This is a genomic window from Sphingomonas sp. CFBP9019 (assembly GCF_034045155.1).
Lineage (GTDB): Bacteria > Pseudomonadota > Alphaproteobacteria > Sphingomonadales > Sphingomonadaceae > Sphingomonas > Sphingomonas aerolata.
This window is the reverse complement of the sequence record NZ_JAXCWK010000001.1, coordinates 749195-775324: the sequence shown is the minus strand read 5'-3', so window position 1 is coordinate 775324 and position 26130 is coordinate 749195. Positions and strand designations below refer to the sequence as shown.

Annotated in this window: 22 protein-coding genes; 5 read left to right on the top strand and 17 right to left on the bottom strand. The window is 67.7% G+C overall.

Features of this window, described 5'->3' with window-relative positions; genetic code table 11:
* Positions 1–94: 94 nt before the first annotated feature.
* The 4 genes from SOM18_RS03325 to SOM18_RS03310 all read right to left on the bottom strand — a co-directional run bounded on the left by SOM18_RS03325 (position 95) and on the right by SOM18_RS03310 (position 2741).
* Positions 95–373 carry a hypothetical protein gene (locus SOM18_RS03325; RefSeq protein ID WP_031439926.1) on the bottom strand — a complete coding sequence of 93 codons (279 nt, stop codon included), beginning with the start codon at positions 371–373 and terminating at the stop codon, positions 95–97.
* A gap of 66 nt (positions 374–439) precedes the next feature.
* The gene (locus SOM18_RS03320) at positions 440–943 is read right to left on the bottom strand and encodes a ferritin-like domain-containing protein (RefSeq protein ID WP_320481277.1); all 504 of its coding nucleotides are present in this window, start codon (positions 941–943) and stop codon (positions 440–442) included.
* 83 nt (positions 944–1026) lie between these two features.
* Positions 1027–1491 carry a hypothetical protein gene (locus SOM18_RS03315; protein ID WP_042466707.1) on the bottom strand — a complete coding sequence of 155 codons (465 nt, stop codon included), beginning with the start codon at positions 1489–1491 and terminating at the stop codon, positions 1027–1029.
* A gap of 77 nt (positions 1492–1568) precedes the next feature.
* The gene (locus tag SOM18_RS03310) at positions 1569–2741 is read right to left on the bottom strand and encodes a zinc-dependent alcohol dehydrogenase (protein ID WP_031395504.1); all 1173 of its coding nucleotides are present in this window, start codon (positions 2739–2741) and stop codon (positions 1569–1571) included.
* 539 nt (positions 2742–3280) lie between these two features.
* Between SOM18_RS03310 and SOM18_RS03305 the strand changes: the two genes are divergently transcribed.
* Both SOM18_RS03305 and SOM18_RS03300 read left to right on the top strand, forming a co-directional pair.
* The gene (locus tag SOM18_RS03305; protein WP_031439928.1) at positions 3281–3946 is read left to right on the top strand and encodes an HAD family hydrolase; all 666 of its coding nucleotides are present in this window, start codon (positions 3281–3283) and stop codon (positions 3944–3946) included.
* 5 nt (positions 3947–3951) lie between these two features.
* The gene (locus SOM18_RS03300; protein WP_320481276.1) at positions 3952–4965 is read left to right on the top strand and encodes an SDR family oxidoreductase; all 1014 of its coding nucleotides are present in this window, start codon (positions 3952–3954) and stop codon (positions 4963–4965) included.
* A 72-nt stretch (positions 4966–5037) separates the two neighbouring features.
* Here SOM18_RS03300 and SOM18_RS03295 read toward each other — a convergent pair whose 3' ends face one another.
* The 6 genes from SOM18_RS03295 to SOM18_RS03270 form a co-directional block, all read right to left on the bottom strand.
* Positions 5038–5691, bottom strand: a complete 654-nt coding sequence (locus tag SOM18_RS03295) for a nicotinamidase (RefSeq protein ID WP_320481275.1) — start codon at positions 5689–5691, stop codon at positions 5038–5040.
* A gap of 72 nt (positions 5692–5763) precedes the next feature.
* A complete protein-coding gene (gene treF, locus SOM18_RS03290; protein ID WP_031439931.1) occupies positions 5764–7365 on the bottom strand; it encodes an alpha,alpha-trehalase TreF in 1602 nt (533 codons plus the stop codon).
* Positions 7366–7434: 69 nt separating this feature from the next.
* Positions 7435–10131, bottom strand: a complete 2697-nt coding sequence (locus SOM18_RS03285; protein WP_320481274.1) for a TonB-dependent receptor — start codon at positions 10129–10131, stop codon at positions 7435–7437.
* 99 nt (positions 10132–10230) lie between these two features.
* Complete coding sequence (locus SOM18_RS03280; RefSeq protein WP_052380865.1) at positions 10231–11211, bottom strand: FecR family protein; 981 nt, start codon at positions 11209–11211, stop codon at positions 10231–10233.
* The gene (locus SOM18_RS03275; protein WP_320481273.1) at positions 11208–11750 is read right to left on the bottom strand and encodes a sigma-70 family RNA polymerase sigma factor; all 543 of its coding nucleotides are present in this window, start codon (positions 11748–11750) and stop codon (positions 11208–11210) included. The genes SOM18_RS03280 and SOM18_RS03275 overlap by 4 nt, the downstream gene beginning before the upstream one ends.
* A 165-nt stretch (positions 11751–11915) precedes the next feature.
* Positions 11916–12257, bottom strand: coding sequence for a hypothetical protein (locus tag SOM18_RS03270; RefSeq protein WP_031439936.1), 342 nt, complete (start codon positions 12255–12257; stop codon positions 11916–11918).
* A 249-nt stretch (positions 12258–12506) separates the two neighbouring features.
* Between SOM18_RS03270 and SOM18_RS03265 the strand changes: the two genes are divergently transcribed.
* Genes SOM18_RS03265 through SOM18_RS03255 form a run of 3 tightly spaced genes read left to right on the top strand, consistent with a single transcriptional unit; the run spans position 12507 to position 17225 of the window.
* Complete coding sequence (locus SOM18_RS03265; RefSeq protein WP_081874190.1) at positions 12507–14264, top strand: type I secretion system permease/ATPase; 1758 nt, start codon at positions 12507–12509, stop codon at positions 14262–14264.
* Positions 14261–15634: an HlyD family type I secretion periplasmic adaptor subunit gene (locus tag SOM18_RS03260; protein ID WP_031439938.1), complete on the top strand. Its 1374-nt coding sequence runs from the start codon at positions 14261–14263 to the stop codon at positions 15632–15634. Before SOM18_RS03265 ends, SOM18_RS03260 begins: the two co-directional genes overlap by 4 nt.
* Entirely contained in the window at positions 15624–17225 is a 1602-nt protein-coding gene (locus tag SOM18_RS03255; protein WP_031439939.1) for a TolC family outer membrane protein, read from the top strand. Before SOM18_RS03260 ends, SOM18_RS03255 begins: the two co-directional genes overlap by 11 nt.
* A gap of 24 nt (positions 17226–17249) precedes the next feature.
* Here SOM18_RS03255 and pelF read toward each other — a convergent pair whose 3' ends face one another.
* The 7 genes from pelF to pelG are packed head-to-tail and all read right to left on the bottom strand — an operon-like array spanning position 17250 to position 26111.
* Positions 17250–18782 (bottom strand): GT4 family glycosyltransferase PelF, encoded by a 1533-nt coding sequence (gene pelF / locus SOM18_RS03250; RefSeq protein WP_320481272.1) that lies wholly within the window; start codon positions 18780–18782, stop codon positions 17250–17252.
* A complete protein-coding gene (locus SOM18_RS03245; RefSeq protein ID WP_052380867.1) occupies positions 18758–19672 on the bottom strand; it encodes a hypothetical protein in 915 nt (304 codons plus the stop codon). Before SOM18_RS03245 ends, pelF begins: the two co-directional genes overlap by 25 nt.
* Entirely contained in the window at positions 19669–20637 is a 969-nt protein-coding gene (locus tag SOM18_RS03240; RefSeq protein ID WP_160172615.1) for a hypothetical protein, read from the bottom strand. The genes SOM18_RS03245 and SOM18_RS03240 overlap by 4 nt, the downstream gene beginning before the upstream one ends.
* Positions 20634–22106: a hypothetical protein gene (locus SOM18_RS03235; RefSeq protein WP_052380869.1), complete on the bottom strand. Its 1473-nt coding sequence runs from the start codon at positions 22104–22106 to the stop codon at positions 20634–20636. The genes SOM18_RS03240 and SOM18_RS03235 overlap by 4 nt, the downstream gene beginning before the upstream one ends.
* Positions 22103–23824, bottom strand: coding sequence for a tetratricopeptide repeat protein (locus SOM18_RS03230; protein ID WP_031439944.1), 1722 nt, complete (start codon positions 23822–23824; stop codon positions 22103–22105). The genes SOM18_RS03235 and SOM18_RS03230 overlap by 4 nt, the downstream gene beginning before the upstream one ends.
* The gene (locus SOM18_RS03225; protein ID WP_235188312.1) at positions 23821–24717 is read right to left on the bottom strand and encodes an endo alpha-1,4 polygalactosaminidase; all 897 of its coding nucleotides are present in this window, start codon (positions 24715–24717) and stop codon (positions 23821–23823) included. Before SOM18_RS03225 ends, SOM18_RS03230 begins: the two co-directional genes overlap by 4 nt.
* Positions 24714–26111 carry an exopolysaccharide Pel transporter PelG gene (gene pelG / locus SOM18_RS03220; protein WP_031439946.1) on the bottom strand — a complete coding sequence of 466 codons (1398 nt, stop codon included), beginning with the start codon at positions 26109–26111 and terminating at the stop codon, positions 24714–24716. The genes SOM18_RS03225 and pelG overlap by 4 nt, the downstream gene beginning before the upstream one ends.
* Positions 26112–26130 lie beyond the last annotated feature (19 nt).

Here is a 26130-nt window from a genome sequence, read left to right as displayed (position 1 = left end):
CCCGGCTGCCCCCGCCGGGCTACAGCGTACCCCGTGTGATGCGGGAGTCGCGGGGCGTAAGGGCAATCGCGAAACGCCGCGAGCGCCTTAGTCGCTACTGGTCGGCGACCTTGATCTCGGTAATTTCCGCGTTTGAAAGACCCGGTTTCTCCGTACGGAGGTAGTGGAGAAGTTCGCCGATCTCCCGCGAATCGAACCGGAGGTCGAGATCGTCCATGTGGATGGCGACGGAACGCTGCCGCGCCTCCGACAGACCAGCGACGATATCGACGCATGCCTCGAGCGTTCCGCGTCCGACTTCCGTCGATGTCGCGCCGGCGGACGATGCGTCAGCGAAGATCCGGGCCGGCTCGCTCAAGGGGTAGGTGGTCATGACTGTCGCGTCCGTCGTCTACGGGGCAGGACATCGCCCGCCGGGGTGAGCCGGCGGGCGATCATTTCAGGCGTCTTCGGCGTCGACGTTGACGCTCGTCTCGGCGAGCTTCGTCATATATTCGTCGCCACCGTAAATGTCCTTGGTGGCCGCGTTCAGCGCCTTGTGATCATCCTTAAGACCCAGCGCCTTGGCATAGGCTGCGGCTGTACCAAAACCGGCGATCCCGTAATGCGTCATCCGCTGATATTGGGCGATGATCATGACATCGAGCAACGGACCCTTGGCCGGACCCTCTTCGACGACATGCTTGGTGGCTTCGGCCACAAGCCCTTCCATACCCTTGCAATGCTCCTTCGAGACCTTCTCGTCGTTCGACGCGATCAACTCCTTGAGGAGGTCGGTATGCTTCTCGATATCCGCCTGCGACTTGGTCAGCATGTCCTTCAGCGCGGCATCGCTGGCCTTCGACGTGATCTTCTTCAGGACCTTCTTCATCTGGTCGTTCGCCGACCACAGGTCCTTCAGCTCGTCGGTGTAGATGTCTTTCAGATCTTCGGGTGCAGACATGGGATGGTCCTTGCTGGACCACCGGATGAAACGTCCGGTGGCGTGGTTGACGTTGAATAAGGGTGTAGCGTGTCGTCCTGGCGTCAGCCGGCGCCGGGCTTTGCCTGTTCGTGCTCATAGCGCGCATCGGTACCGACCTTGCCGGTTGCCTCGGCCTCGGCGATACCGGACGTCTCAACGACCTTGATCGTGCCATGCTCGGCTGCGATCGAGTGCGGGGTCCGATCGGCATCGGGGTCGGCCGCGATCGTCGTACCGCCGCCGCCGTGCGAGCCGGCGACGGCGTTGCCGGCGCTGCCCCCGTCTTCACCCGCCTGACCGCCGCCATGATAGGCGATGTCCGTCTGGCCGCCCTGCGACGCGGGGCTGGTATCGGCGTCGATCTTGCCTTCGTGCGGGTTGGGATAGGCGCCGCCCGCGCTCTCACCGCCGTCGCTGCGACCGTGAACGCGGCCGTCGGTATCGCTGCGAGGCGACTCCGAGACGCCATCCGGCGCGCCCTTGCTCGCGGGATTGCCCGGGACGGGGGTATGAACCTTGTCGCTCATGGAAACTCCTCGTGACGGTCGTGGATAGGAAGCGGCCACCCCGATCGGCATGCCGAGCGGACCGGGGTGGGGCAGGGTTACGGCCGCAGCACGACCTTGATGACGCCGTCCTGCTTGTCGCGGAACTTCTGGTACATTTCCGGCGCATCCTCGAGGCTTGCCGGGTGCGTCACGACGAAGCTCGGGTCGATATCGCCGGCTTCGATGCGCGCCAGCAGCGGCTTGGTGTAAGCCTGGACATGCGTCTGGCCGGTCTTGATCGTCAGCCCCTTGTTCATCATCGCGCCGATCGGGATCTTGTCGCCCATCCCGACATAGACGCCGGGGATCGAGACCGTGCCGCCCATCCGGCAGCTCATGATCGCCTCGCGCAGGACATGCACGCGGTCGGTAGCGAGGAACGTCGCCGCCTTCACCTTGTCGATCACTGCATCCATCGCGCCATGACCCGAAGCCTCTGCACCGACGGCGTCGATGCAGCTGTCCGGGCCGCGGCCCTTGGTGCGGAACTGGAGTTCGTCATAGACGCTGTCGACCTCGGCGAAGTTGATCGTCTCCGCACCGCCGGCCTCGGCCATCGCGAGACGCTCGGGCACTTCGTCGATCGCGATCACGCGGCCTGCGCCGAGCATCAGCGCCGATCGGATCGCGAACTGGCCGACCGGACCGCAGCCCCAGATCGCCACGGTATCGCCCTCTTCGATGTTCGCATTCTCGGCGGCCATATAGCCGGTCGGGAAGATGTCGGAGAGGAACAGCGCCTGATCGTCGGTGACGTTGTCCGGCACCTTGATCGGGCCGATATCGGCCATCGGCACGCGCAGATACTCTGCCTGGCCACCGCAATATCCGCCAAGCATATGGCTGAAGCCGAACAAACCGGCAGGCGAATGCCCCATCGCCTTGATCGCCATTTCGGCATTCGGGTTGGTCCGCTCGCACGCCGAGAACAGACCCTTGCGGCAGAAAAAGCAATCGCCGCAGCTGATCGTGAACGGCACGACGACGCGGTCGCCGATCTTCAGGTTGGTGACTTCGGAGCCCAGTGCGACGACGACGCCCATATTCTCATGACCAAGAATGTCCCCGGCCTGCATGGTCGGCTGATAGCCGTCGAGCAGATGAAGATCGGAACCGCAGATCGCGCAAGATGATACCTTGATGATCGCGTCGCGCGGATGCTTGATCTCTGGGTCCGCGACAGTATCGACCCGGACATCGCCTTTTCCATGCCAAACCAGTGCGCGCATCAGAAAGTCTCCGTCATGTAATTGGCGTGCCGTACTTTCGAAAAGTACATTACGCCGTCAAAAATAATAAGCAGTAGACCAAGCCCGCCGGACGATAGCCTTAGCGATGCCAGCAAAGGCATTGGTCAGCGTGCTTCAGTTGGGCGCCGTGCCGTCAAGCTTTGGATGTTGATGGAGACATAGCGATCCGAACGTCCTCATCGTTCCTGACGATTTCCGGAAATCGGCGGGTATATTTTGTATTGATCCTGATCAGGGTGGCTAAAGATAGGTTATCATTGGAAATTTACCGCAAACCACGATCATTCGGGGGTCCTTCCTAGCGAGAACCGCGTGCGAAAGGATGTCGCGGTAGGATGGAGACAGGGTTGGATGCTCGGTTAAATGCAGTGCGCACCGTCAAATTCGCCGTCCACGGGGCCAATTCGGACAGTCAACCGTTTGGATATCATCATCTCTTGCCGATGCTTAGCGCCACGCCTGTCACGGCGCTGGCATGCTGGTTGGCGAATACACGACGTCAGACCCGGGATTGAACTATGCAAATCAAGGCCATCCTTTTCGATATCGACGGCACGCTGGTCGATACCAATGACATGCATGTCCTCGCCTGGGAGGAGGCCTTCGCAGGTGTCGGGGCGTCCTTCGACCGGCAAGTGATCCACGATCAGATTGGCAAGGGGACCGACATGCTCGTGCCCACCCTGTTGCCCGATGCCGACGCGGAGGAGCAGGAGAAACTCGGCGGTACGCACGGCGAGATCTTCAAGGCAAAATATCTCGCCACTGCCAAGCCGTTCGCTCGCGCGCATGATCTGCTGGCGCACGCGCATGGCCTGGGGCAGCAGGTCGTGCTCGCCTCGTCCGCGTCGGGATCGGAGCTCGACCATTACATCGCGCTGCTCGAGGCGCGCGATCTGATCCACGCGACGACGAGCAGCGACGACGTCGAGCGCACCAAACCCGCCCCGGACATTTTCGCGACCGCGCTGAAGGCGCTGCCGGGGATCGATCCTTCAGAGGTGATCGTCGTCGGTGACACGCCCTATGACATCGAGGCAGCGGCCAAATGCGGGATCGCCGCGGTTGCGGTCCGATCGGGCAAGTTCAGCGACGAGCAACTGAACGGCGCGGGTGCGGTCGCGATCTATGACGATGTCGCGGCCTTGCTTGCCGATTACGCCCAGTCGCCGCTGGGACGCTGATCGCCATGGCCGTCACACTGAAACTCCTTCGCGATCAGGTCATCGTCGTTACCGGCGCGACCAGCGGCAACGGCCTCGCAATCGTCGAGGCCGCCGTGCAACGCGGTGCGGCCGTGGTCGCGACCGCGCGGAACGACGCCGCGCTCGAGGCCCTCCGCGCCCGTCTGTCGGCCGATGGCGGACGCATTGCGGTCTGCGTCGCCGACGTCAGCGACATGGCCGCGGTCGAGCGTGTCGCCGCCGTTGCGCTCACGGCGTTCGGCGGCTTCGACAGCTGGGTGAACAATGCCGCGACAGGCACGTACGGCACGCTCGATCAGGTGCCGGTCGCCGATCACCGGCAGGTGTTCGACGTCAATTATTTTGGCGTGCTGCACGGATCGCTGGTCGCGGCCCGCCATCTGCGCGAGCGAGGCGGCGCGATCGTCAACATCGGCTCGATCCTCAGCGACCGCGCGATCGTCGAGCAGGGGCCCTATGGCGCGACCAAGCATGCGGTGCAGGCGCTGACGGACACGTTGCGGATGGAGCTCGAGCAGGAGGGGGCCGGCATCTCGGTCACGCTGATCAAGCCCGGCGCGATCGACACGCCATTTCCCGAACATGCGCGCAATTTCATGGATCAGCCACCGCGCCTGCCACCGCCGCTCTACACCCCCTCCGTCGTCGCCGACGCGGTGCTGTTCGCTTGCGAGACGCCGCGGCGGACGCTGTATGCTGGCGGTGGCGGGCGGCTGGCCTCGCTTCTCTCGCGCTCCGCACCGCGGGTGAGCGACCGGATCATGGAACTGGTCGGCACGTTCGCGCAGCAGAAGCCCGGGGATCCCGGTGATCCGGCACGCCGCGACAATCTCTATGATCCGCGGGCTGATGCGCTGCGCGGGACCCAGCATGTCCACGCGCGCACATCGAGCAGCGTGCTGCAGGTGCAAAAGCTTCACCCCGCGGTTGTGATGCTGGGTGTTGTCGGCGCTGGTATCGTCGTCGCGCTCGGCCGACCAAAGGGTGGACGCCGGTAATATCAGGCACGGAAAGGGTAGGGAGCGTGCGCGGCGTCGACACGTGACCATCCTTCCGCGCCATTTTGAAGTCTATATCAACCGGACGCCGGCTGCGCGGAACTGCGCTTCAGCCACGTCGACTGTCGTTCCATCACCTGCCGGCATCGCGATCGCTCGCGTGTAGTCCGTCAGGATAGACGCTTCGAAGCCCTCGCGCCGCGCATCGAGTGCCGACCAGGCGACGCAGAAATCATAGGCCAGCCCAACGAACACGCACCGCCGGACCTGCTTGTCCCGCAGATACCCGGCCAGCCCCGTTCTCGTCGTCTTGTCGTTCTCGAAAAAGGCCGAATAGGAATCAATTTCCGAATTATACCCCTTACGAACGATGACGTGAGCGCGGCGGATGGTGCCCTGCACGTCGGGATGGAACTCGGAACCAGCGGTTCCCTGGACGCAGTGATCGGGCCATAGGACCTGCTCGCCATATGGCATCGGCACGGTATCGAACGGCTGCCGACCGGGGTGGCCGCTCGCGAAGGACTGGTGTCCCGCAGGATGCCAGTCCTGCGTTACGACGACATGCCGGAACCGCGGAGCGAGCCGTTCGATCCCGGCCATGATCTCGTTCCCGCCCGCAACCGCCAGCCGGCCGCCCGGGCAGAAGTCGATCTGCGGGTCGACGACGATGAGCGCGTCCGACCCCGTGATCGCTGCGTCGCCGGTGAACTGCTCGATATCCAACGTCATCTCCTGCAAAGCCGACAGGTCGCGTTAAAGGCGGCCGATGACAAGAATGATCCTATTGCCGAGCGCCTATTTGCGAACACTGGTCGACGGCTGGGCCAGGTCCGGGAAGCGATCGAGGATCGCGCTGGTCACGCCGTTGGTCCAGCCGAACCCGTCCTGGACCGGATATTCGCCGCCCCCGCCCGGTATGCGCTGTTCGATATTATACTTTTCGAGCATCTTGCCGGTGTCGGCATAGGCCGCGCCGACCGTCCCGAGCCAGCGTCTGGCGATGTCCTTGGCCAGCGCCGGTTCGCCGTTTCGCTCGAGCCCTGCGATCGCGACCCATTGGAGCGGTGCCCAGCCATTGGGTTCGTCCCATTGCTGCCCGGTGTTGAGCGTCGTCGTGCGCAGGCCGCCCTCGGCGACCAATGATTTGCGCACCGTCGCGGCGACGGCCTTCGCCTGCGCCGGCGACGCAAGCCCGACGAACAGCGGGTGCAGCATCGCGGCATTGATGCTGGTCGTTGGCTTGCGCGACGACAGGTCCCAGTCGGCGTAGCGCGCGGTCGTCGCCTGCCAGAGATAGCGGTCGATCGCCGTCTTGCGCTTGGTCGCCAGGGTCGTGAATTCGGTCACGCAGGGGGTGTCGCCCGCGGTCTGGCAGCGTGCGGCGATACGGCGTTCCATCGCCCAGATCAGGCTGTTGAGATCGACGGGCACGATGTCGGTGGTGTGGATTGTGGCGAGCAACCGGGGATCGCGGAGCCAGCGTGAGCTGAAATCCCATCCGCTCTCCGCGCCCGCACGCAGGTTGCGCTGCGTATCGGCGGCGGCGCGGGGTGCCGCCCTGGCCGCGGTCTCGACGTCCTCGGCATAGGATTCGTCGCGCGGCGTATCGCGGTCGTCATAATAGCGGTTGAGCACGCTGCCGTCGGGCATCCGCACGACGCGGAGACAGGCCGGGTTGCCGTCGAGGCAGGTCGCGCCCTTCATCCAGAAGGCGTGCTCGGCGCGCAACGCCGCCAGCCGACGCTTCGCGACACCGGGGTCGGTGTTGGTCGAGAGATCGAGCATCAGCGCGTAATAAGGCGGCTGCGAACGGCTGAGATAATAGGTCCGCGTCCCGTTCGGGATGTGCCCGTAACGCTCGATCAGGCTGGTGAAATCGTCGAGCATCGATTCGACGAGCGGCTGCTTGCCGTCGACCTTCAGCCCGAGCATCGTGAAATAGCTGTCCCAGTAATAGATTTCGCGGAAGCGCCCGCCCGGTACGACATAGGGCGCCGGCAGCGGCAGGGCGGAGCTGCCTGCGACGGGGGCGACCGGCTGACGGACGAGTTGCGGCCACAAGGCCCGGACATGCGACCTCAGATCGCCCGAGCCCCGGTCGTTCTCGCCGGGCACCACGAAATTGGCGAGCACGAACGCCTTCAGCGCCGGGCCGGCGGGTCTGGTCCGCGCATAGTCCGCCATGATCGCCGCGGCCGCGCGCTTGGGGACGGCATCGACGAACGTCTTGCCGTCCGCGAAGACGTGACCCTGCTGCACGGCCTGGAACAGCGGGCCATAGATATCGGCGGGCGACTGGGCCTTCGCGGCGGATGCAGTCGGTCGGGACGGAGCGGTCTGGGCAGGCGCCATCGCGGCGACCGAGGCCAGGGCGGCAAAACGGCAAAGGGTTTTCATGAAGATCGCAACCATTTCGCCAGGGTGATCGATCCCCCGACGGGGCGGGATCGATCACCCTTGGCTGTGTCAGAACTTGAACGCGGCGGCGAACCGGATCGAGCGACCCACGATCGGTCTTGCGAGGATCGTGCCGCTGCCCTGCGATCCGAGCGTGCGCGGATTGCCTTCGGTCAGCCCGATCTCGTCGGTCAGATTGTCACCGATCACCTGGAACTGCACCTGCCGGTTCAGATCGAGCGTGATCCCTGCGTCGAGCTTGTAAAAGCTCGGCAGCACCTGCGCGTTCTGGACGTCGGAGAAGCGGTCGCCGATATAGCCGATCGTCGCATAGACTCCCGCCTTCGCATCGCCGCCGAGCTCGAGATCATAGGCGGGGGTCACGCGCCACTGCCATTTCGGCTGGCGCTGAACCCGATTGCCGGTGAGATCGGTCCGGCCGCCATCGGTGAAGAAGTCGCGGTAGCTGGCGTCGAGATAGGTCGCCGACCCGCTGAGCGTGAAGCCGCCGAACGGCCGCAACTGCCCCTCGAACTCGACGCCGGTCGCCTTGGCGCCGCCGACCGACGCGATCGGGGCGCCGCTGGTGATGACCGTCGTCGCAAGGCCGTCGAACGTGTTGTGGAACAGCGTCGCGTACAGGTTGGCGATGCCGGTCGAGACCTTCACGCCGCCCTCATAGCTGTCGACCTGCGGTGCGACGTCGATGCCGTCGCGCAGATTGTCGAAGAACGGGAAGCTGTTGCCGCGGCTGTAGCGGACGAACGCGCCGACCTGCCGGGTCAGGTCGTAATTGACGCCGCCGGTCCACGACCAGGCATCGCCGCGATAGCGGATCGTGCGGAAGGTGCCGTTCAGCTGCGCATCGCCATTGTCGTAGAGCGTCAGCGGATTGCCGTCCGCACCCGCCGCCGGGACCGTCGCTGCAAGGTTTTCGAGCGTGCCGTCGACCGAGTGATGCTGCCACCGGACGCCGCCGTCGATCCGCAGCTGGTCGGTAATCTGCAGTTCGTCGACCGCATAGCCCGCGACGTCCTCGCCGGTGTAGCGCGCGTTGACCTTGAACGTCGATCCGCCCGAGAAGCCGTCCCGCGTGACGATCCGGCCATCCGCGAATGTCAGATTCAGTCGGCGGGCGTTTGGCTCGGCGGTGAGCAGCATGCTGTTGCCGAGATTCCATCGGTCACGCGACTTGTACCGCGTGTAGTAGACGCCGCCGGTCAGCGTGTTGCTGCTCGATTTCCACTCGAGCGCGAAATCGTTGACGAAGGCCTGGATGTGCTTCTCGACGCTCCAGAGGCCGGCCTCGACGACCGCCTGGTTGGGCGAGGCCGCCGCACCGCCGGTCGCGAAGGTGAGCGACCCGATCGTCCCGCCCCGGCCGGCGGCATAGGCGGCGGCGGTGACCGGCGCGGCGCCGCCGGGGACGAGACCGATCGTGTTCGCATCGCCCTCCATCCAGCTGCCGCGATCGCGAACCGTGATCCCGCTGCCGAGTTCGTAATCGAAATTGCCGCCCAGATTGTAGATCTTCGCGCTGCGGCCATCCGCCAGATCGACCCGGCTGCCGTCGTTGCGCACGCCGATCCGCGTGTCGCGCCCAACGAGCGTTCCGGTGCCTGCATCAAAGCCGGGATATTCGCGGATCTTGTCGCCGTCCTGGACGACCGGGATGGGCAGCAGCCACTGGCCGCGATCGTCGAGATAGCGACCGAAGAGCAGGATCGAGCCCTTGTCGAAGTCATGGCGGATATTGCCGGTGATCTGACCACCGCGCTCCGCCTCGAACTGCGCGTCGCGGATCCCGCGCGAGGTCGAGTAATAGCCGCCGAGCATATAGGTTGTGCTGTCGTCGATCGGCCCCGAGACGTAGCTGTCGACGCGGAACTCGCCGAAATCGGTGCCGCTGAGTTTCAGCAATCCGGCCGGCGTCTGCTTGCCCTCGCGCTGGACGAGGTTGACGGTCAGGCCGGGCTGACCGTTCGAGAACAGCGCGCCGGTGCCGCCGCGCACCGCTTCGACGCGCTGGATCGTCTCGTCGATACGGATCAGCTGCGTGTTTTCGAGGAACGACAGCGTCGGCGGCGGGAAGAAGGGCACGCCCTGCGTCTGGAAGGTGACATATTCCGCATCGCCACCCGACGGATAGCCGCGCACGAAGATGTTGGCGCCGGTCTTGCCGCCCGAACTTTCGGTGCTGACCCCCGGCACCGCACGAAGGATTTCGGCGGTGCTGGCAGTGCCGAGCCGCTGCGCCATGCTGCTGTCGATCGTGGTGACCGCGAACGCGGCGTCCTGGCGCCGGGTGCCTGCGCCCGCGGTGCCGATGACGACGATATCGGGGGCGGTTTCCTCGGGCACCTGCGTCGCGGCGGGATCAGCGGCCGCCTGTGCCGGGGCGACCTGAACCGCCGCTGGCGTGGCTTCGGCCGCCTGAGCATGCGTGTCGATGATCAGATAGGCCCCGCTCGGCGTCAGCCGGTGGCCGAGCCCGGAGCCTTTCAGGATCGTCGTCAGCGCAGCGCCGACGTCCATCCGGCCGGCCACCGCGCGCGCGGTCTTGCCGCGGACGAGGGTGGGGGAGAACAGGATCTGCCGGCCGCTCTGGCGCGAGAAGGCGAGCAACGCGGTGCTCATGTCCTGCCGCGCGATGCGGATGCCGATAGCGGCCTGCGCGGTGACGCCGATCGGGATCCCGCCTGCGCCCAGCGCCAATGCGGTCAACATCACGCCGCGTATCAGCACGGCCCTGCCTGTGGATGTCATGCAACCCTCCCTGTTCGTGCGATCCCTCTGCCGGGGTCGATCTGACAGTAAAGACGCGGGACGTCGGAAAACCCGAACCGTGTTTTGCCCTCGGGTCGATTATTTTTTCGAGGCGATCGTGATGCTGCCGTTCGGGTGCCGATCGACGCTGACGGGAAAGCCGAGTTCGAGCGCGTCGAGGAACGGCTGGACATCGCCCGTCCGAAACGCGCCGCTGATCCGGACCCGGCCCGCCGCGGCGTCGGCGATCGCGATCTGCTGGACGCTGTAGCGATTTATCTCGGCGACGGCCTGACTTAATGCCTCGTCCTCGAACACGAGGCGGCCTTCGCTCCAGCTTGCCAGCCGCTGCGCGCTGCCGGGCATGTGGCGAACCGACACGCCGCTGGCCGATGCGGTGAGGACGTCGTCGGGCACCATCGCGACAGGCTTGCCGCGTGCGCCCTTGCCGGCGACGCTGACAAGCCCTTCGAGCAGCGCGACGCGCACCGCGCTGGTCTCGAGCCGCACGTCGAACGCGGTGCCGTGCGCGGTGACCGCCTGCGCGCCCGCGGTGACGACGAACGGCCGGGCCTGATGCTTGGCGACCTCGAACAAGGCCTGTCCGCGTTCCAGCACCAATCGACGCTCGGTGCTCGTATAGGCCATCCGGACCCGCGTGTCGGTATCGAGAGTCAGCCGCGACCCGTCGGACAGCGTGACCATGAGGCGCTGACCCGTCGCCGTCCGGTACACGGGTGTTTCGGTGACCTGCACGGCAGGCGTATCATCCGCGAAGCGCCACAGCGCCAGCGGCGCGACCACCGTGGCACAGGCGGCAGCGGCCAGTATCCACGGCGCGACCCGGCGCGGCTCGCGGCGCAGCGCAGCGCGCGCCACGGCCGCGTGCCGCAATGCCAGCAGGTCGGGATGGTCCGCCAGCGCTGAACTCGCACCCCGTGCTTGGGCGATCACCGCCCAGGCTGCAGCGTGATCCGGTCGCGCATGCCAGTCCTCGAACCGCGCACGCATGGCGGCGCCCGGGTCGCGGTCCAGCCGTTCGGCCCATTCCGCGGCTTCGATCATGACCGGATCGCTCACCGATGCCAGTCCTTCAAGCGTTCCGCGACATGCGCGAGCGCGCGTGCCTGGTGCTTCTCGGCGGCACGCGTCGAGATCGCCATGGCATGCGCGACATCGGCCATCTTCAATCCCTCCAGCATTCTGAGCACGAACACGTCACGTGTCCGTTCGGGCAGTTCGGCAAGCGCACGACGCAACGCGTCCGCGATGTACTTACTCGCCAAGACGCGGTCGGGCGCGAAATCCGAACCTTCAAGCGAAAGATCGTCGATGGGATCCGACAATCCCGCGCCTCGCGCCTGATTGCGCCGGGCCTGATCCTTCAGGACATTGGCTGCGGTGACGAAAATGAAGCTGTCGTGCTGGCGAATGCCGTTCGGGTCTTCCAGCCGACTGAGTCGCAGGAAAACCTCCTGGACCAGATCGGGGACGTCGTGTGGCGCGGAGACGCGCCGCGTGAAGTACCGGCTCAGCGGCCGGGTATAGGTCTCGACCAGCGTGCGAAGGATCGTTGTCCTTTCGCCAAGGCCGGACACTCGCTCCCCCTCCATAGCCATGACCGGTTTCTAATAGCCGGGTCTGTTACGTCAATGTGTCTCGCTGCTCGGTATTTGACGCGGTCAATCTTACGGCACTCAAAATCTATATCGATGCAGGCGAACGCGCAGTGTTTTAGAAGCCGTGAACACCGTTTTCTAGGTCGCTCGACGAGGCGTAGCTCGTCAGCGTTGCTTCTTTGTCGTCGTCGCGGTGAAATCAGGATCCTTCTTGGCGACCCAATCCACGAATTTGCGGACGGTGGGATCGGCGAGCAGCGCGTCGACATTCATGCCGTGGCGTTGCAGTTCGGAATTGGTGAAATTCGCCATTAAGGTCTGCTGGCAGATCGGATGCATGGGCACGACATCGCGACCGCCCCGGCTCTTTGGCACGGGATGATGCCAGACGATGGTCTTGCCGAGCGCGCGGCCGCAGAGCCAGCACGGCGCGACCGGTGCCGGACCCTCCTCGTCTTCGCGATCGGGCTCCTCATACGGGGCATGTTTCGAATGTTTGCGGGCCATGTCGCTGCGTAATCTCTCAGTGGATGTCTGCACGCCGTAGCGGCGCGCCCGGCACCACTACACCTGCGACACGCAGGATGACCACAGGAACGGATGTCGGGATTGGGTCGCGACGGCCCCGGGCCAGACGCTGTGCGTCACACGGAGCGAACCCGCACGCGCGTTAAGACAGAGATCGTCAAGCGGCAGATCGGCGTTGGGGAGCGCCTGAGAAACCGTTCGTTTAAACTTCGTGGCTAAAGCGACGCGATGCCGACGTCCTCCCCAGCGCCCCTGACGGCACCATCCGACCATGGGCATAATGCACTGGCGCGTGCCGTCCGGGGGTGTCGACGGCATCTGGTCTTCGCGGGTCTGTTCTCCGGATTGGTGAACACCCTGTACCTCGTGCCGTCGATCTTCATGCTGCAGGTGTATGATCGCGTCGTGCCCACGCGGGGCGGGACGACGCTGCTGCTGCTGACGCTGATACTGGTGCTCGCGCTGGTCGTGTTCGCGATCCTCGACGCGGTGCGCATGCGGTTGCTGTTGCGCGCCAGCATGCGGCTGGAGCGTCAGGCGGCACCGGGGATCCTGCTGCGGATCCTCGGCACCGATGGCGCGACGACTGGCCAGCGCAGCCAGGCGATGCGCGATTTCGACACGGTGCGCGGGACCCTGACCGGGCCGACGATCATCGCGCTGTTCGATGCGCCCTGGGCGCCGATCTATATCGGCATCGCGTTCCTGCTCCATGTCTGGATCGGCGTTCTGGCGCTTGTGAGCGCGCTGCTGCTCGGGGGCGTCGCGATCCTCAGCGACCGCGTGACCGCGCATGCCGCGCGCGACACGCAGGCCCGCGCGGTTCTCGCGACGCGCGAACAGGATGTGTCGATTCACGGATCGGAGGTCGCGCGCGTGATGGGGATGCGCAATGCGCTGATCACCCGGCATCTGCTGGAGCGCGCCGAACTCGTCCGCCGCCAGGCCGCGCTCGCCGGCACGTCGGGGCAGTTTCTCGCGATCACCAAGTTCCTTCGCCTGCTGCTCCAGTCTCTCGCGCTCGCGCTGGGCGCGTTGCTGGCGATTCGGCAGGATATTTCGGGCGGCGCGATCTTTGCGGCGTCGCTGTTGCTGGGGCGCGCGCTCCAGCCGGTCGAGCAGATCCTCGGGGCGATGAAGCCGCTCGCCGCCGCGCGCAACGCCTATCGCGATCTCGATGCCTTCTGCCGGATGCCGGGACCCGCGATCGACGCGACGACGCTGCCCGCGCCGACCGGCCGGATCGACGTCCGCGGTATCACGGTGCGCGCGGAAGGCAGCGATCGCGCATTGCTGTCGGACATAAGTTTCGCGGTCGCGCCCGGCGAGATCGTCGCGCTGGTCGGCCCGAGCGGCGCGGGCAAGTCGACGCTGCTGCGCGTGTTGTCGGGTGCGCTGTCGCCGGATGCTGGCGAGGTGCGGATCGACGGTGCGAGTCTGACGGACTGGAACCGCGAGCAGCTCGGCCGGCACGTCGGTTACATGCCGCAATCCCCGTCGCTGTTTCCGACCACGGCGCACACCAACATCTCGCGGTTTCAGTCGGTGCTGGCGGGCGAGAGCGAACAGCTCGACGCCGCAGTGGTCGAGGCGGCACAGGCGGCGGGTGCGCATGAGGTGATCCTGGGCCTGCCCAATGGCTATGCGACGATGCTGAGCATGGCGGACGGGTCGGGGCTGTCGGCGGGGCAGAACCAGTCGGTCGCGCTGGCGCGCGCGCTGTTTGGTACGCCGACGATCCTGTTCCTCGACGAGCCCAACGCGCATCTCGACAGCGATGGTGAGGCGCGGCTGGTGACGACGCTCTCGACGCTCCGTGCGCGTGGCGCGACGGTGATCGTGTCAACGCATCGGACCGGGCTTCTGCAGGCGGTCGACAAGATCATGGTGCTGCGCAACGGCACGATCCAGCTGTTCGACGATCGCGCCAAGGTGTTGCGCCCTGCTAGCGCGGGACCCGCCGTCGCAACCGGAGGCGCCCGATGATCCCCGCCGAACTGGCCAGCCCCGTCCCCGCAGCTGGTGGCGCAACCCTTGCAGACCGCCTCCGTCTCGACGATTCCCCGCGGCAGGCGATCCTGGTCGGCGGGCTGGTCGCGATCCTGTTCTTCGTCGTGGGGCTGGGCTGGGCGGCGTTCGCGCGGCTCGATGCCGCGGCGGCGGGCGAGGGGCAGGTGGTCGTGGCGGGCAATCGCCAGACCGTCCAGCACCGCGAGGGCGGGATCGTCGCGGCGATGGCGGTGCGCGACGGCCAGCACGTCCGTTCGGGCGAGATCCTGTTCCGGCTCGAAGGCGCCGAGGTCACCGCGAGCGAGCGTGCGCTGGCCGCCAGCGTCATTGATCTCCAGGCGCAACGGGCCCGGCTCGAAGCGGACGTCCGCGGCGGCGCGATCGTCTGGCCCGCAGACTTCGCGTCCGCGCAGGGCGACGACCTTCGTCTCGTCGAGCGGGCGAAGTCGCTCCAGCTTGCGCAGCGGTCGGCACGCTCGGCCGCGCTCGCGGCAAACGGCGCGGTTCTCCGCCAGCAGGAGGCAACCGTTGCGCAGCAGATGACCGGCTTCAATGCGCAGGCGCAGGCGACCGCCCGGCAGCGCGCCTCGCTCCGGCAGCAGCTCGACAGCACGCGGGCGCTTGCCGATCAGGGCTATGTGTCGCGCAACACGGTCCGCGCGATCGAACGTTCGATCCAGCAGCTCGACGGGACCGATGCCGACTATGTCTCACGCTCGGCGGCCGCGCGTGAGCAGATCGGCCAGACCCGCGCGGAAGGCGTTCAGACCCGCCGCAAATATGTCGAGGAAAGCGCGACTTTGCTGCGCGACACGCAGTTCCAGTTGAACGAGGTCTTGCCCAAGCTGGCCGCGGCCCGCGAACAGCTGGCGCGCACGATCATCCGTGCGCCGGTGGCGGGCCGCGTGGTCGGGCTGCGCGTCTTCTCCGTGGGGGGCGTGATCCAGCCGGGCCAGGCGATCCTCGACATCGTCCCCGACGCCGCGCCGCTTGTGGTGCGCGCGAACTTCTCGCCGGGCGACATCGACGGGGTGTTTGCCGGGCGCGAGGCGGAGGTGAAGTTCCTGTCGCTGCACGAACGCGACCTGCCGATCCTGCTCGGCACGGTCCGCACGGTCTCCGCGGATTCGCTTCGCGACGAGCAGACCGGTCGCAGCTATTTCAGTGCGGAGGTCACCGTGCCGCGCGCTCAGATCGCCAAGATCGAGGCTGTGCGCAGTCGCGATACGGGGATCCGCGCTGGCGTACCGGTCACCGTCCTCGTCAAGCTGCGGTCGCGGACCGCACTCGACTATCTCCTCGATCCGTTGACCGAGGCCTTTTCACGGTCGCTTCATGAACGCTGAGAGGATCTATCTCGCTGTCGCCGTGCTGCTGGTGCCGGCCATGCCCGCGCTCGCGCAGACGGCACAGGAGGCAGCAACCGCAGCGCCCGAAACGCTGGGGCAGGCGATCGCCGATGCCTATCGCAGCAACCCCTCGCTGGAGGGACAGCGCGCGCAGCTTCGCGCGCTCGACGAGCAGATCGTCCAGGCGGGGGCCGCGTACCGGCTGACCGCGGGCATCAACATGACGCTGCAATATCAGTCGCAGGACCAGCGCGGGCTGCTCGGCGATTTCGATACGGCGCGGGGGCGGACCCTGGGGGCGTCGCTGACCGCGTCTCAGATCCTGCTGAACGGCGGGCGGACCGCGGCGCAGGTGTCGGCGGCGGAGGCGACCGTGCTTGCCGGGCGCGAGCGCCTGCGCGAGGCGGAGAACACGATCCTGCTCGAAGTCGTCGATGCGTTCGTTTCGGTGCGGCGCGACCAGGCGCTGGTGGCGATCCAGCAACGCTCGCTCGACTCCTATGGGCGACAGGTGACCCAGGCGATCGCACGCGAACGGGGTGGCGACCTGACCCGCACCGACATCGCACAGGCCGAGGCGCAGCGCGAGATTATCCGCGCGCAGCTGGCGCAGGCGACCGTCAATCTCCAGGCAAGCCGTGGGCGGTTCGCGGCGGTCGTCGGGCGTAATCCGGGCACGCTGCTCGTGCCGCCGACGCTGCCCGGACTGCCGCGCTCGCTCGATGCCGCGTTTGCCGTGGTGGAGAAGGAGAGCCCGAGCCTGTGGCAGGCGATCCTTGCCACCAAGGCGGGGGACGCGCGGATCGCGGCGCAGCGCGCCGAACGTGCGCCGATCGTCGCGCTGTCGGGAAGCTATGGCTATGGAAGCCCCTATTCCTACCGCCTGCGCGATGCGGGTGCGCAGGCGACCGGTGGGGTCACGGTGACGATGCCGTTGTTGACCGGCGGCGTGATCGGTTCGCGCGTCCGCGCCGCGGTGGCCGAACGTCAGCAGCTCGGGTTCGAGGTCGAGACGGCGCGGCGCGCCGCACTCGCCAATGCGCAGAACGCGTGGAACCAGGCGGTGGCGGGTGGCGAGCAGATGGCGGCGGGGCAGCGCGCGACCGAGGCGGCGGAGTCGGCGCTCACCGGCGTACACCGCGGGTTCGCGGAAGGATTTCGCTCGAATTTCGAGGTGCTGGATTCGGAACAGCGCCTGCTGACCGCGCAACTCGTCTTCGTCAACGCGACCTATGGAGCCTATGCCGCCGAGGCGCGGCTGTTGGCGACGCTGGGGCGACTGCAGGCGGCGGCGATCGATCAGGCGGTGCCGGCCTATGATCCGGCGTGGAACACGCGGGTGGTGCGGGCCAAGACATTCGGGCCGTTCGATCCGGTGCTCGCGCCGATCGACCGTGCGCAGAAGCCCGCTGGCACCGCCCCGGCTGCACCCGTGATCGCGCCCGCCACCGACGCGCGGATTAGGCCGGCGGCCGTCCAGGCCTTGCCAGGGCCGATCGGCAATGTGCTGCCGATCGCGCCGGTTCCGGTGCTTGCGGGCCCGGTTGCGGCCGATCTGAGCGATGCGGTAGTCACCGGCGGGAGATGATCCGATCTGGCGTTCGCGCGTAGGCTATCGCTGGATCAGAGTTTCGTAGAGTTGTGCATAGGCCCCGATGATCGTGTCGTGATCATAGTCGCGGCGCACGCGTTCGCGCATGGTTTCGCCCATTGCCGATCGCATCGCCGGATCGCCCGCGATCGCGAGGATCCCCGCCGCCGTCGCTGCCGGATTGACCAGCGGGGTGATGATACCGCCATGGCCGGAGTCCGCCCCGCCGCGTCCTTCGATCATCTCGCGGCAACTCCCGACGTCGGGCGCGACCACGGGAATCCCGCAGGCCCCGCCTTCCAGGATCACCAGCGGTTGCGCTTCGGACAGGCTGGTAAGCACGAGCAGGTCGATCTTTGCCATCCAGTCCTCGATCCGCACGCGCCCGGCGAAGCGGAAGACCGGCGACAGATCCAGATCCTCGACCAGCCGCGAGCATTCGGCAGCATATTCCGGGTCCTCGTCCTCGGGGCCGAGCACGACGAAGCGGATGTCGGGGCGTTCGGCATGTGCGATCGCGGCGGCGCGGATGAACGTCTTCACGTCCTTGATCGGAACCACGCGGCCGAGCAATGCGACCAGCGGGTGTGCCGGATCGCGCTGGTCGGGGAGTGCGGCGAACCGCTTCGAATCGATCCCGTTGGGGATGACGCGGACCCGGTCGGCAGCGGCACCCAGCCGGCGCTGGACCGCCGTATTCTCGCCGTACAACGCAACGATCGGATCGCAGCTGTCATAGCAGGCGGTCGCATAGCTGGTGAAGGCTCGAACCCAGAGGTCGCGCAGATCACGCACGCTGCGTTCGAGCTCGAGCCCGGTGTCGACCTGATCGCCGATCCAGTCCGCCATCATCACCTCGATCTGGCGTTCGAGCAGGTAGATGCCGTGTTCCGTGATGAACGCCGGGCGCCCGGTCTCGCGCGCGGCGCGGGCGGCGAGCAGGCCTGCGAAGCCGGTCGAGATCGTGTGATAGGCCTTGGCGCGCGGCAGGGGCGCGGTCAGCACCGCGAGCAACCCGCCGAGCAGCACGCGCATCGCCCAGAAATAATGGTGGAACGAGGCCTTGGGCAGCATCGCCTGATAATGGCGCCTGAGCCGTGCGAAAACCGCCGGGTGCGACAGGATGTCACCGGGGGCAAGCGGTCGCGCGATGCCGCCGATCACGTCGATCAGTGTCGCCAGCCGGTCCGCGCCACCGGTCGCGACGAACGCGACCAGCGCGTCGACGATCGGTACCGCGATCCGGTCCGGGATCGCGCGCGGCATCGCCGGTGCAGGCGCCAGGCCGATTTCCACCACCGCGACGACGTTGGGCGGCGGGGCGAGCTGGAACGCGAGCAGCCCCGCGCCCGGCTTGATCGCGGCGATCACGAACCGGACGTCGGGCAGATGCGTGATCAGATCCTGCAGCCAGCCGGATACGCCGCCGATCACATAGGGATAGGCGCCCTCGACGATCAGGCAGATATCGGCGTCGGGTACGCAGACCGGCGCTTGCCGGGCCGTTTCGGCCAAGGCGGACAGCGGGATCACGCCGCGGCGCCCGTCAGCCACCAGTTCGCCAGCGTTGCCGCACCGCGATCGTTCGCGCCGGTCGGATCGCCGGTCCGGTCTGCCGACGCCTGGATCGCGGTCGCCATCCAGTCGATCGCGTCATAATCGCCCGCAGCCCAGAACGCCTCGATCATCAACGCATCACGCGTGTCCGCATGCCGGTCGTCCGCCCCGTCAGATCCCGCAGCGGCCATCGTCGCAACAGCGTCCTCGCGCAGGTGGAGGCGCTGCGAGTCGGACAGCAGCACGTCCGAACGCGCGTGATCCCCGAGCAGCCGCGCCAGGTTCGCCGCGGCATCGGGATCGACGCCATCGGCAACGCGTGCTGACAGCCGTGCACGGGCGAGCACCAGATTTTCCGCGACGCGCGCCGACGCGGCCGCCGCAAGCGCGCGGATCGTCTGGTCGCTATCGGTCAGCGCCAGCGCGATGAGCGGCGACAGCGCGGGCTCGAAGGACCGCACCACGGTCTCCAGTGCCCGCCGCCGCTCGGCGACCGCGCCGTGACGCATGATCGTGACCAGCGAGCTCAGCGTATCGGGGGTGGCGTGATGAACCCGCCCGTCGAGCATGCGGGCCACCGCGAGACGCGCGCCGCGCTGTGCGGAACGCCCGGCAACAGGGCCGAACATCTCGTCGTCGGTCCGGTGTGCGGCAGGTCTGACGAAGCGAGCAAGGGGCAGGGCAACAAGCAGGCCAAGCGGGCCCGTCACACCCAGCATCGCCGCCGCAAAACCGGCCGCCGCACCGCTGCGGAGCCACAAAGTGAGCCCAATCCCGCTAGCCACGACATGGACTGCGAGCGCCCAGCCGGCCGCAAGTTCGAAAAGCCAGCACGCCGTCAGGACGACCATCTCCAGCAGCGCGAGCGCAGCGAGGCGGTGGATCACGCGACCAGCCCGGCGGCTCTGACCGGCCGCTGGGTTGCGTGAAGCGTATCGGCGAGCAGCGGCGTCAGCCAGGCGGCGATCTCGGTCATTTCGGCGGTACGGCTCGCGTTCAGCGTCTCGAACGGCAGCGCATGTAGGACCAGGCACCCGACGAGTTCGCCGGTCTTCAGATCGGGCAGCGCGATCGCGGCGACGCCGATACCGTCGAGCAGGCTACGATCGCTGCGCTTCGCGACGTGCAGGATCCCGTGGGGCCGTGCCATCCGCTCCATCAACGTCGCTGGCAGGGTGTCGCGCCGTCCCGCGGTAACCGGCCCGCGGATCCATGCGCGGGCCTCGTCACCGGTCATGCGGTAGCAGGTGAAGTCGGGGGTTCGTGCGGCAAGCGCGATCAGTTCGCTGATTGCGCCACGTCGTTCAGCCAGGTCCTGCGAACAGAGTCGCGCGGCCGTCTCGATCGCATGGCCGACGGTATGCGCCTCGGTCGCGATCTGCACCTGCAACAGCCGGTTGGTCCGCGACAGCGCCGCAAACGCCTCGGTCAGCCGCGCCAGGTTCCGCGCCGCAACCCCGCCGCGCTTTTCCAGCCGATCGTGCCGTGCGGTCCGCATGATCGTCACCTCGCCGATGACTCCGGCAGCGACGAACCACATCAATGGCTGGAGCGAGAGATGGAACAGGTGGTCGAGATAGTCGCGCGCGCCCGTGTCGTCGTGGACATGCGCGAGCCATAGCCCCGACGCGATTCCCGCCGCGAGGACGCCGGGGCCGGTGCCATAGGCGAGCGCCATGACCAGCACCGGCAGCCAATAGGGGTTGGGCTGGACACGCGTGAACCCAGTTTCGCCCGTCAGCCACCAGTCGAACGCAGCCAGCACGGCGAAGGTGAGGGTGATCTCCAGCGCGATGCGCACGGGGCGTCGCCACCGGGCCTGCCATTTTGGCGCAGCGTCGTCGTGCGTCACTGCGTATCCCCGAGGCTGCGTGTCAGCAGCGCGCGCGCATAAAGCTGGCGGCCGGCAAAGCCCTGCCGCGCGATCGACGTGATGCCGCCGCTGCCCTCGACCCGCCACGCGACCGCGATCGGGGCGGCGAGGCCGAGGCTGGCGGTGGGGCCATCGCCGCCGAACCGATCGACGGTCCAGCCTGCGAGCGCGGTCATCTGCACCGCGCCGACCGCGCCACTGGCGAGGCCCTGGAGGGTGTGGTTCTCGCGGGTGGCCAGCGGGATGACGGCAAGGCGGTCTGCGCCAAGCTGCATACGCTGAACATATTCCGCGTCGAAGCGGTAGGTCAGCCCGAGCGCCGGGAACTGACGGCGAATGAGATAATCCACCCCGGCGCTCGCGACGATGGTGTCGCTTGCACCGCTACCGGTTGCGAGGCCGTACCGGTAGGCGCCGAAATCTCCTTGCGCGACCACGCCCGGCGTCAGGCGGTAGGTGACGCCGATCAGCGCGCGCGAGAGATATCCTCCCGCCAGCACCTGCGCCGGGGTCGAATAGTCCGGCATGTGGCGGCTCAAGGTCGCGCGGAACTGAGCGTCGGCGGCCCCTGCCGTAATCCTGGCACCGCCACCCGTCACCGCATCGTCGAGCGCGGCGGAGGCGAAGAGCTGGATGCGGACCGCGCCGTCGAACGCTGCGGCCAGCGAGGCGTCGACGACGGTGTCGCCGGATCGCACGGTCGGCGCGGCGGTGGCGACGTTGCTGACGAGATGGCGAACGCCGCCTCCCACGTCGAGCGTGCCGCCGACCGCTGCGTCGATCCGCGCGGCGAACTCTGTCTGCGCGAGGTCGCTGCCGTCACGCGCGGTGACGCCGATGCTGGCGGCCCCCGCCGCGGCGGCGATCGTACGCCGTGCGGTCAGGTCGTCTGCCTTGAGCACGCGGTACTCGCGCGCCGCGCCGCGGACGTCGCCCTGCGCGAGACGCGTGTCGGCGAGCAGACGGGCGGCGCGTCGGTCGGCCGGATAGCGCTGTGCAAGGCTCGTCGCCGCGCGCAGGGCCGATCCCGGATAGCCGGCGGCCACGTCCGCCTCGATTGCAGCCAGTGCGGCGTCGGATGCGCTGTCGTCGGTAGCCTCGAGCAGCGCGGCGTCCGCGGGTGGAGAGAAGGCGAGCGCGACGACCGGGCCCTTCTGCCGCCAGCGCATCGTCCAGCCCGCCGCGGGACGGAGGACCAGGCTGTCATCGTTCCAGCGCAGATCGCCGATCACGTCGCCCGCCGCCTCACGGAACGCGGCGAGCCGTGCGGGCGCGATCGGTCGATCGAACCGCGCGACCAGTTCGCCGTCACGATCCTCGATCCGGACGACGGCGTCGTCGGGCCAGGCGAGCCGGGACTCGGACGTGACGATCCGGCCATCCGCAAAGACGGTCCGGGGTACGACCAGCAACGGCGCATCCGCGAGGCAGAAAAACAGGCTGATCATTGCGCCAGCACCGTCCGCGCCCGGCCCGGCTGGCCCTGCGTGATCAGCAGCCGGGCGTGCAGCGCGGCGAGCGATCGGTCCTGCGGCGTTTCGGATCGCAGCGTCTCGACCAATTTCACTGCCTCGGCCCGACGCCCGAGCTTCTCGAGCACTTCCGCGCGCGCCCTGCTGTCGGCGGGCGTCTGGGCGAGCGCGCGTTCAAGCCAGGGGCGTGCCCCCCGCACGCCACCGATCCGCGCCTGCACGTCGGCCATCAAGCGCAGCGCGGGCAGATCGGTCGGGGCGGTCGCAAGATGCGCGTCGAGCCATTGTCCCGCAGCCTTCGCATCGCCCGCGTTCCACGCCACCCAGGCGAGGTCGAACTGATCGCGCGGCCCGGCGATCCCGGCCGCGACACGGCGTTTCGTGATCGTCGCCGCCTGTGCCGGATCGATCCGCGCGGGCGCCGCAGCGGACACGGCGCGGACCTGATCGGGGGATAGCGCGCGGCCGTCGAGCAAGGCCGCCAGCACCGTCCGACCGGCGGCGTCATTGTTCGCCGTGCGGGCCAGCGACAGCCGCATCAGCATCACATCGGTCTCGTCCGCGAGCGGATGCCGCGACACGAACGCCAGCGCAGCGCCCGGTTGGTCGCGTTCGGCATAGCAGGCCAGCCAGCTGCGCTGCCGGGTCGCGCTGCCTTGCAGGCTCTGCTGTTTCAGCCAGGCGAGATCGTCGGATGCGGGACGCGGACCCATCAGGTAGAGCAGGCGCTGCGCTGCAGGCGCGGTCGGTGCGAGCCCGGCCGCCGCACGCCGCAGCACCGCCGTCGCATCCCCGCGATACCCGGCCGCGACCAGCTGCTCCGCAATCTGCTCGAGTGGCGCACCGGGCGCGGCCGCATGTGCGAGCAACTCGGTCCGCAGACCGGCACGGTCGCCCGCTTCGGTCAAAATGGCCTCGCGCGCCGCCTGGCGTTGCTCGACGGGGAGGTAGCCTGCCGCCTGCAAGCCTGCCGCGGTATCCCTGGAACGCGCCGCCACCCGGATGGCGAGCCAAGGGTCTGCGGCGCGCCAGTTCGCGGTCGTCGTGGTGTCGAGCAGCGCGATCAGGTCGCGCCGCCCAGTCTTGTCGGCACGCCGCGCGAGATCGAGTGCCAGCGCGGGATCGGGCGGCGGGATAACGTGGTTCGCCGCCGCCACGATCACCAAGTCGGGCCGATCGATCGCATAGGCCGCCGCGACGATGTCCGCAGCGGGCAGGGCGCCTCGCTGCTCCACCGCCCGCGCGACGAGCGCGGCGGCGTTCGCGGCGCGTCCGGTCCGGTGGAGAAGGTCGATCCGGAGCCGCCACGTCGCTGCGGCCGCACCATCCGGCCGGGCCGCAAGATAGTCGAGCGCAACCGCCGGTCGCTTCGCAGCGACCAGATCATAGGCGACCTGCAGCGTCGACACCGGCTGGCCCTCAACGATCAGCCGCGTCGTGAGCGTCGCGAGCGTCGCTGCGTCCGCAGTCGCGATCTGCGCCGTGATCGACGGATGCGCAGGCGGCAGCACCGGCGATGCTGGCGCCGGCATCGAACTGCGCGCAGCCGAAATCGGCACCGGCTGCGCCCGACGAACGGCGGGGAGTATCTCGCGCTCCTTCGGCAACAGCATCAGCCCGCCCGCGAGCAGACCGATCCCGGTCAGCGCGGGCAGGAGGAGCGCAAGCCGTGCGCGGTGGCGGTCGATCCTCACCCCGCCGGCTCCGGCATGAGGCGGTCGAGCGCCAGGGTCGCGACATAGGGGCTGAACCCCGCCGCCCGCTCGCGCGCATACAGTGCCGCGACCTGTTTCGTATCCGCCGGATCCCAGTAATCCAGCGTCATCAGCGACAGCGCCGGGTTCCGCGCCTGTGCGGTGCGCAGGCGACCCGCTTGCCAGTCCCAGTCCGAATCGCTCAGCAACTCATAGTGTTTGGCCGTGAAATTCCACCGCGACGCCATCGCCTCGCCGAGCAGATAGTCGATCTTCGGTGCAACGTCGGGCAGCAGCGCATAGCCGCGGTTGAGCATGATGCGGATCTTGGGGAAGCGGGCGCGCACGGCGGCGATCAGCGATACGCCTGCCGCTACCATGCCCTTGTTGGCCACCGGATCCTGCTGTTCCATCGCCTCGGCATTATCCATCGTATCGATGAAGATTCCGTCATAGCCGAGCGCGAGGATCGCAGGGACGAGCCGGTCGAGCACCGCTGCCCGCCACGCCGGATGACGCAGGTCGGCGAGCCGCGCATCGGGCCAGTTGGGGTTGGCGGCCTTGAGCGCGCCGGCCTTGTCCAGCGCGGCGAAATAGGGTCGGTTGCGCTCGACTTCCCCGAAGCTGACGTAACCGAGCAGCGTGCTGCCCGGGCCACGAAGCGGCGCGATCGGACGCGCGTGATGCGGCTCGAGGACCAGCAGCGCGCAGCCGCGTGCCAGCACGGGGTCGGTCGCAGCCCCGTAATCGACGCCCCAGCGCAACGCGGCGTTCGCGTTCGGTCCAGGCGCAGCGACCGACTGGTGGCGGCTGCCTAAGGCCCACCCGGCCGCGCCGAGCGCCAGCATCCTCTGGACGATCCAGCGGCGGCCCATATCGGTAAATCCCGTCACAACAGACGTCCTCCATGCCCCACGACGGAGGGATTGTTGCCGACGAACAGCAGATAGGTGAGGTTGACCGTGGCTTCGGCGACCAGCGCGAGGCCGACCGATGCACCGACCACGGCGCCGGCCATATAGCCCCAGCCGAACGCGGCGAACCCCGTATCCCATTGGAGAAGCGTCGCGAGTCCGCTGCCGATGGCGAAAGCCGTCCAGGTCACGAGGATCCGCCCGAACAGGTCGTAATAGGCCAGCACGACCGTGGCCGCGATCACCACGAGGTGAAAGACGGTGCCGAGCGCGGTCTGGCGAAACGCGAAGACCGCGCGTGCGTCCGCGCCGATCAGCTCGAACAACGGCACCGCGAACACCCAGGCGAGCGCCGCGACGAGGGCCTGCACGAGCAGCATGATCCGCAGCCCGTCGAACATCGTCCGCGCCAGGTCACTGCGCGCCTCCTCGATACGCTGCAGCGTCGAGGTGCCCGTACACCGGACGATCATGTCGCTGAATGCGCGATCGAACCGCGTCTCGGCGACGATCAGCAACAGCGTCAGGCCCGGCACCATCGTCAGCAGCCCCAGAAAGCTGCCCTGATCGTTGATCGGGTTCAGCCGGAGCAGTCCGATCGCGCGAATGCTCTGCGGCCCCGTCCACAGTAGCCATTTGTCGATCCAGATCGCAGCGACTCCGGCAATGCCTGCCGCGGCGACGATCCATGCGAGGCGCGGCGCCATCGCGTCCCGCGTCGGCAGGACGGGCGTGGCGGAGAAATGTCGGCGGATCACCGCCATGATCGCGGCGAGCGTCAGGCCGACGCCCCCGGCAATGATTGCAAGCACGGCAGGGACGCCAGGCCTTGGCAGGAGCGCCAACATCAGCGTCGCGACGCCGATGCCGAGCAGATAGGCGAGCGGGATCGCTCGGTACCGGCGCAGCGCGGTAAGCAAGGGCGCGGCGATCCAGACCTGTGTCAGCCAGGCGAGGATCAGCGTCGCGAGCGCGGCCTCGTCGAGCGGAAGCCCGGCAAGGGTTCCGAACACGATCGCCCCGATCGCCAGCGCGATCCCGCCGCCGGCCGCGAGCGCGACCAGCATGATGCCCGACACGCCGCCTGCGTCCCGCGCGAAGATCCGATCCGCGGCGACCCGCGTCGCGAGGATGCCAACCGGCGCCGCGGCGAGCGCGGACAGGCTGAACGCATAGACAAGGATCGTCTGGACGGTCCGCGCGCCGCGTGCGCCGAGATGCGTGCCCAACCAGTGGGTGAGCAACGCCATCGCGACCGCGGTGATCAACCACGGTCCCGCGCTGATCACCGCACCGAATGCAGCGGCGCCGACGATCCCGCCGACACCGCCCTCGCGCGCGGTTTTCGCTAACTGGAAGCCTATGCCCGCCATAACTTCGCCGGCCTATGGC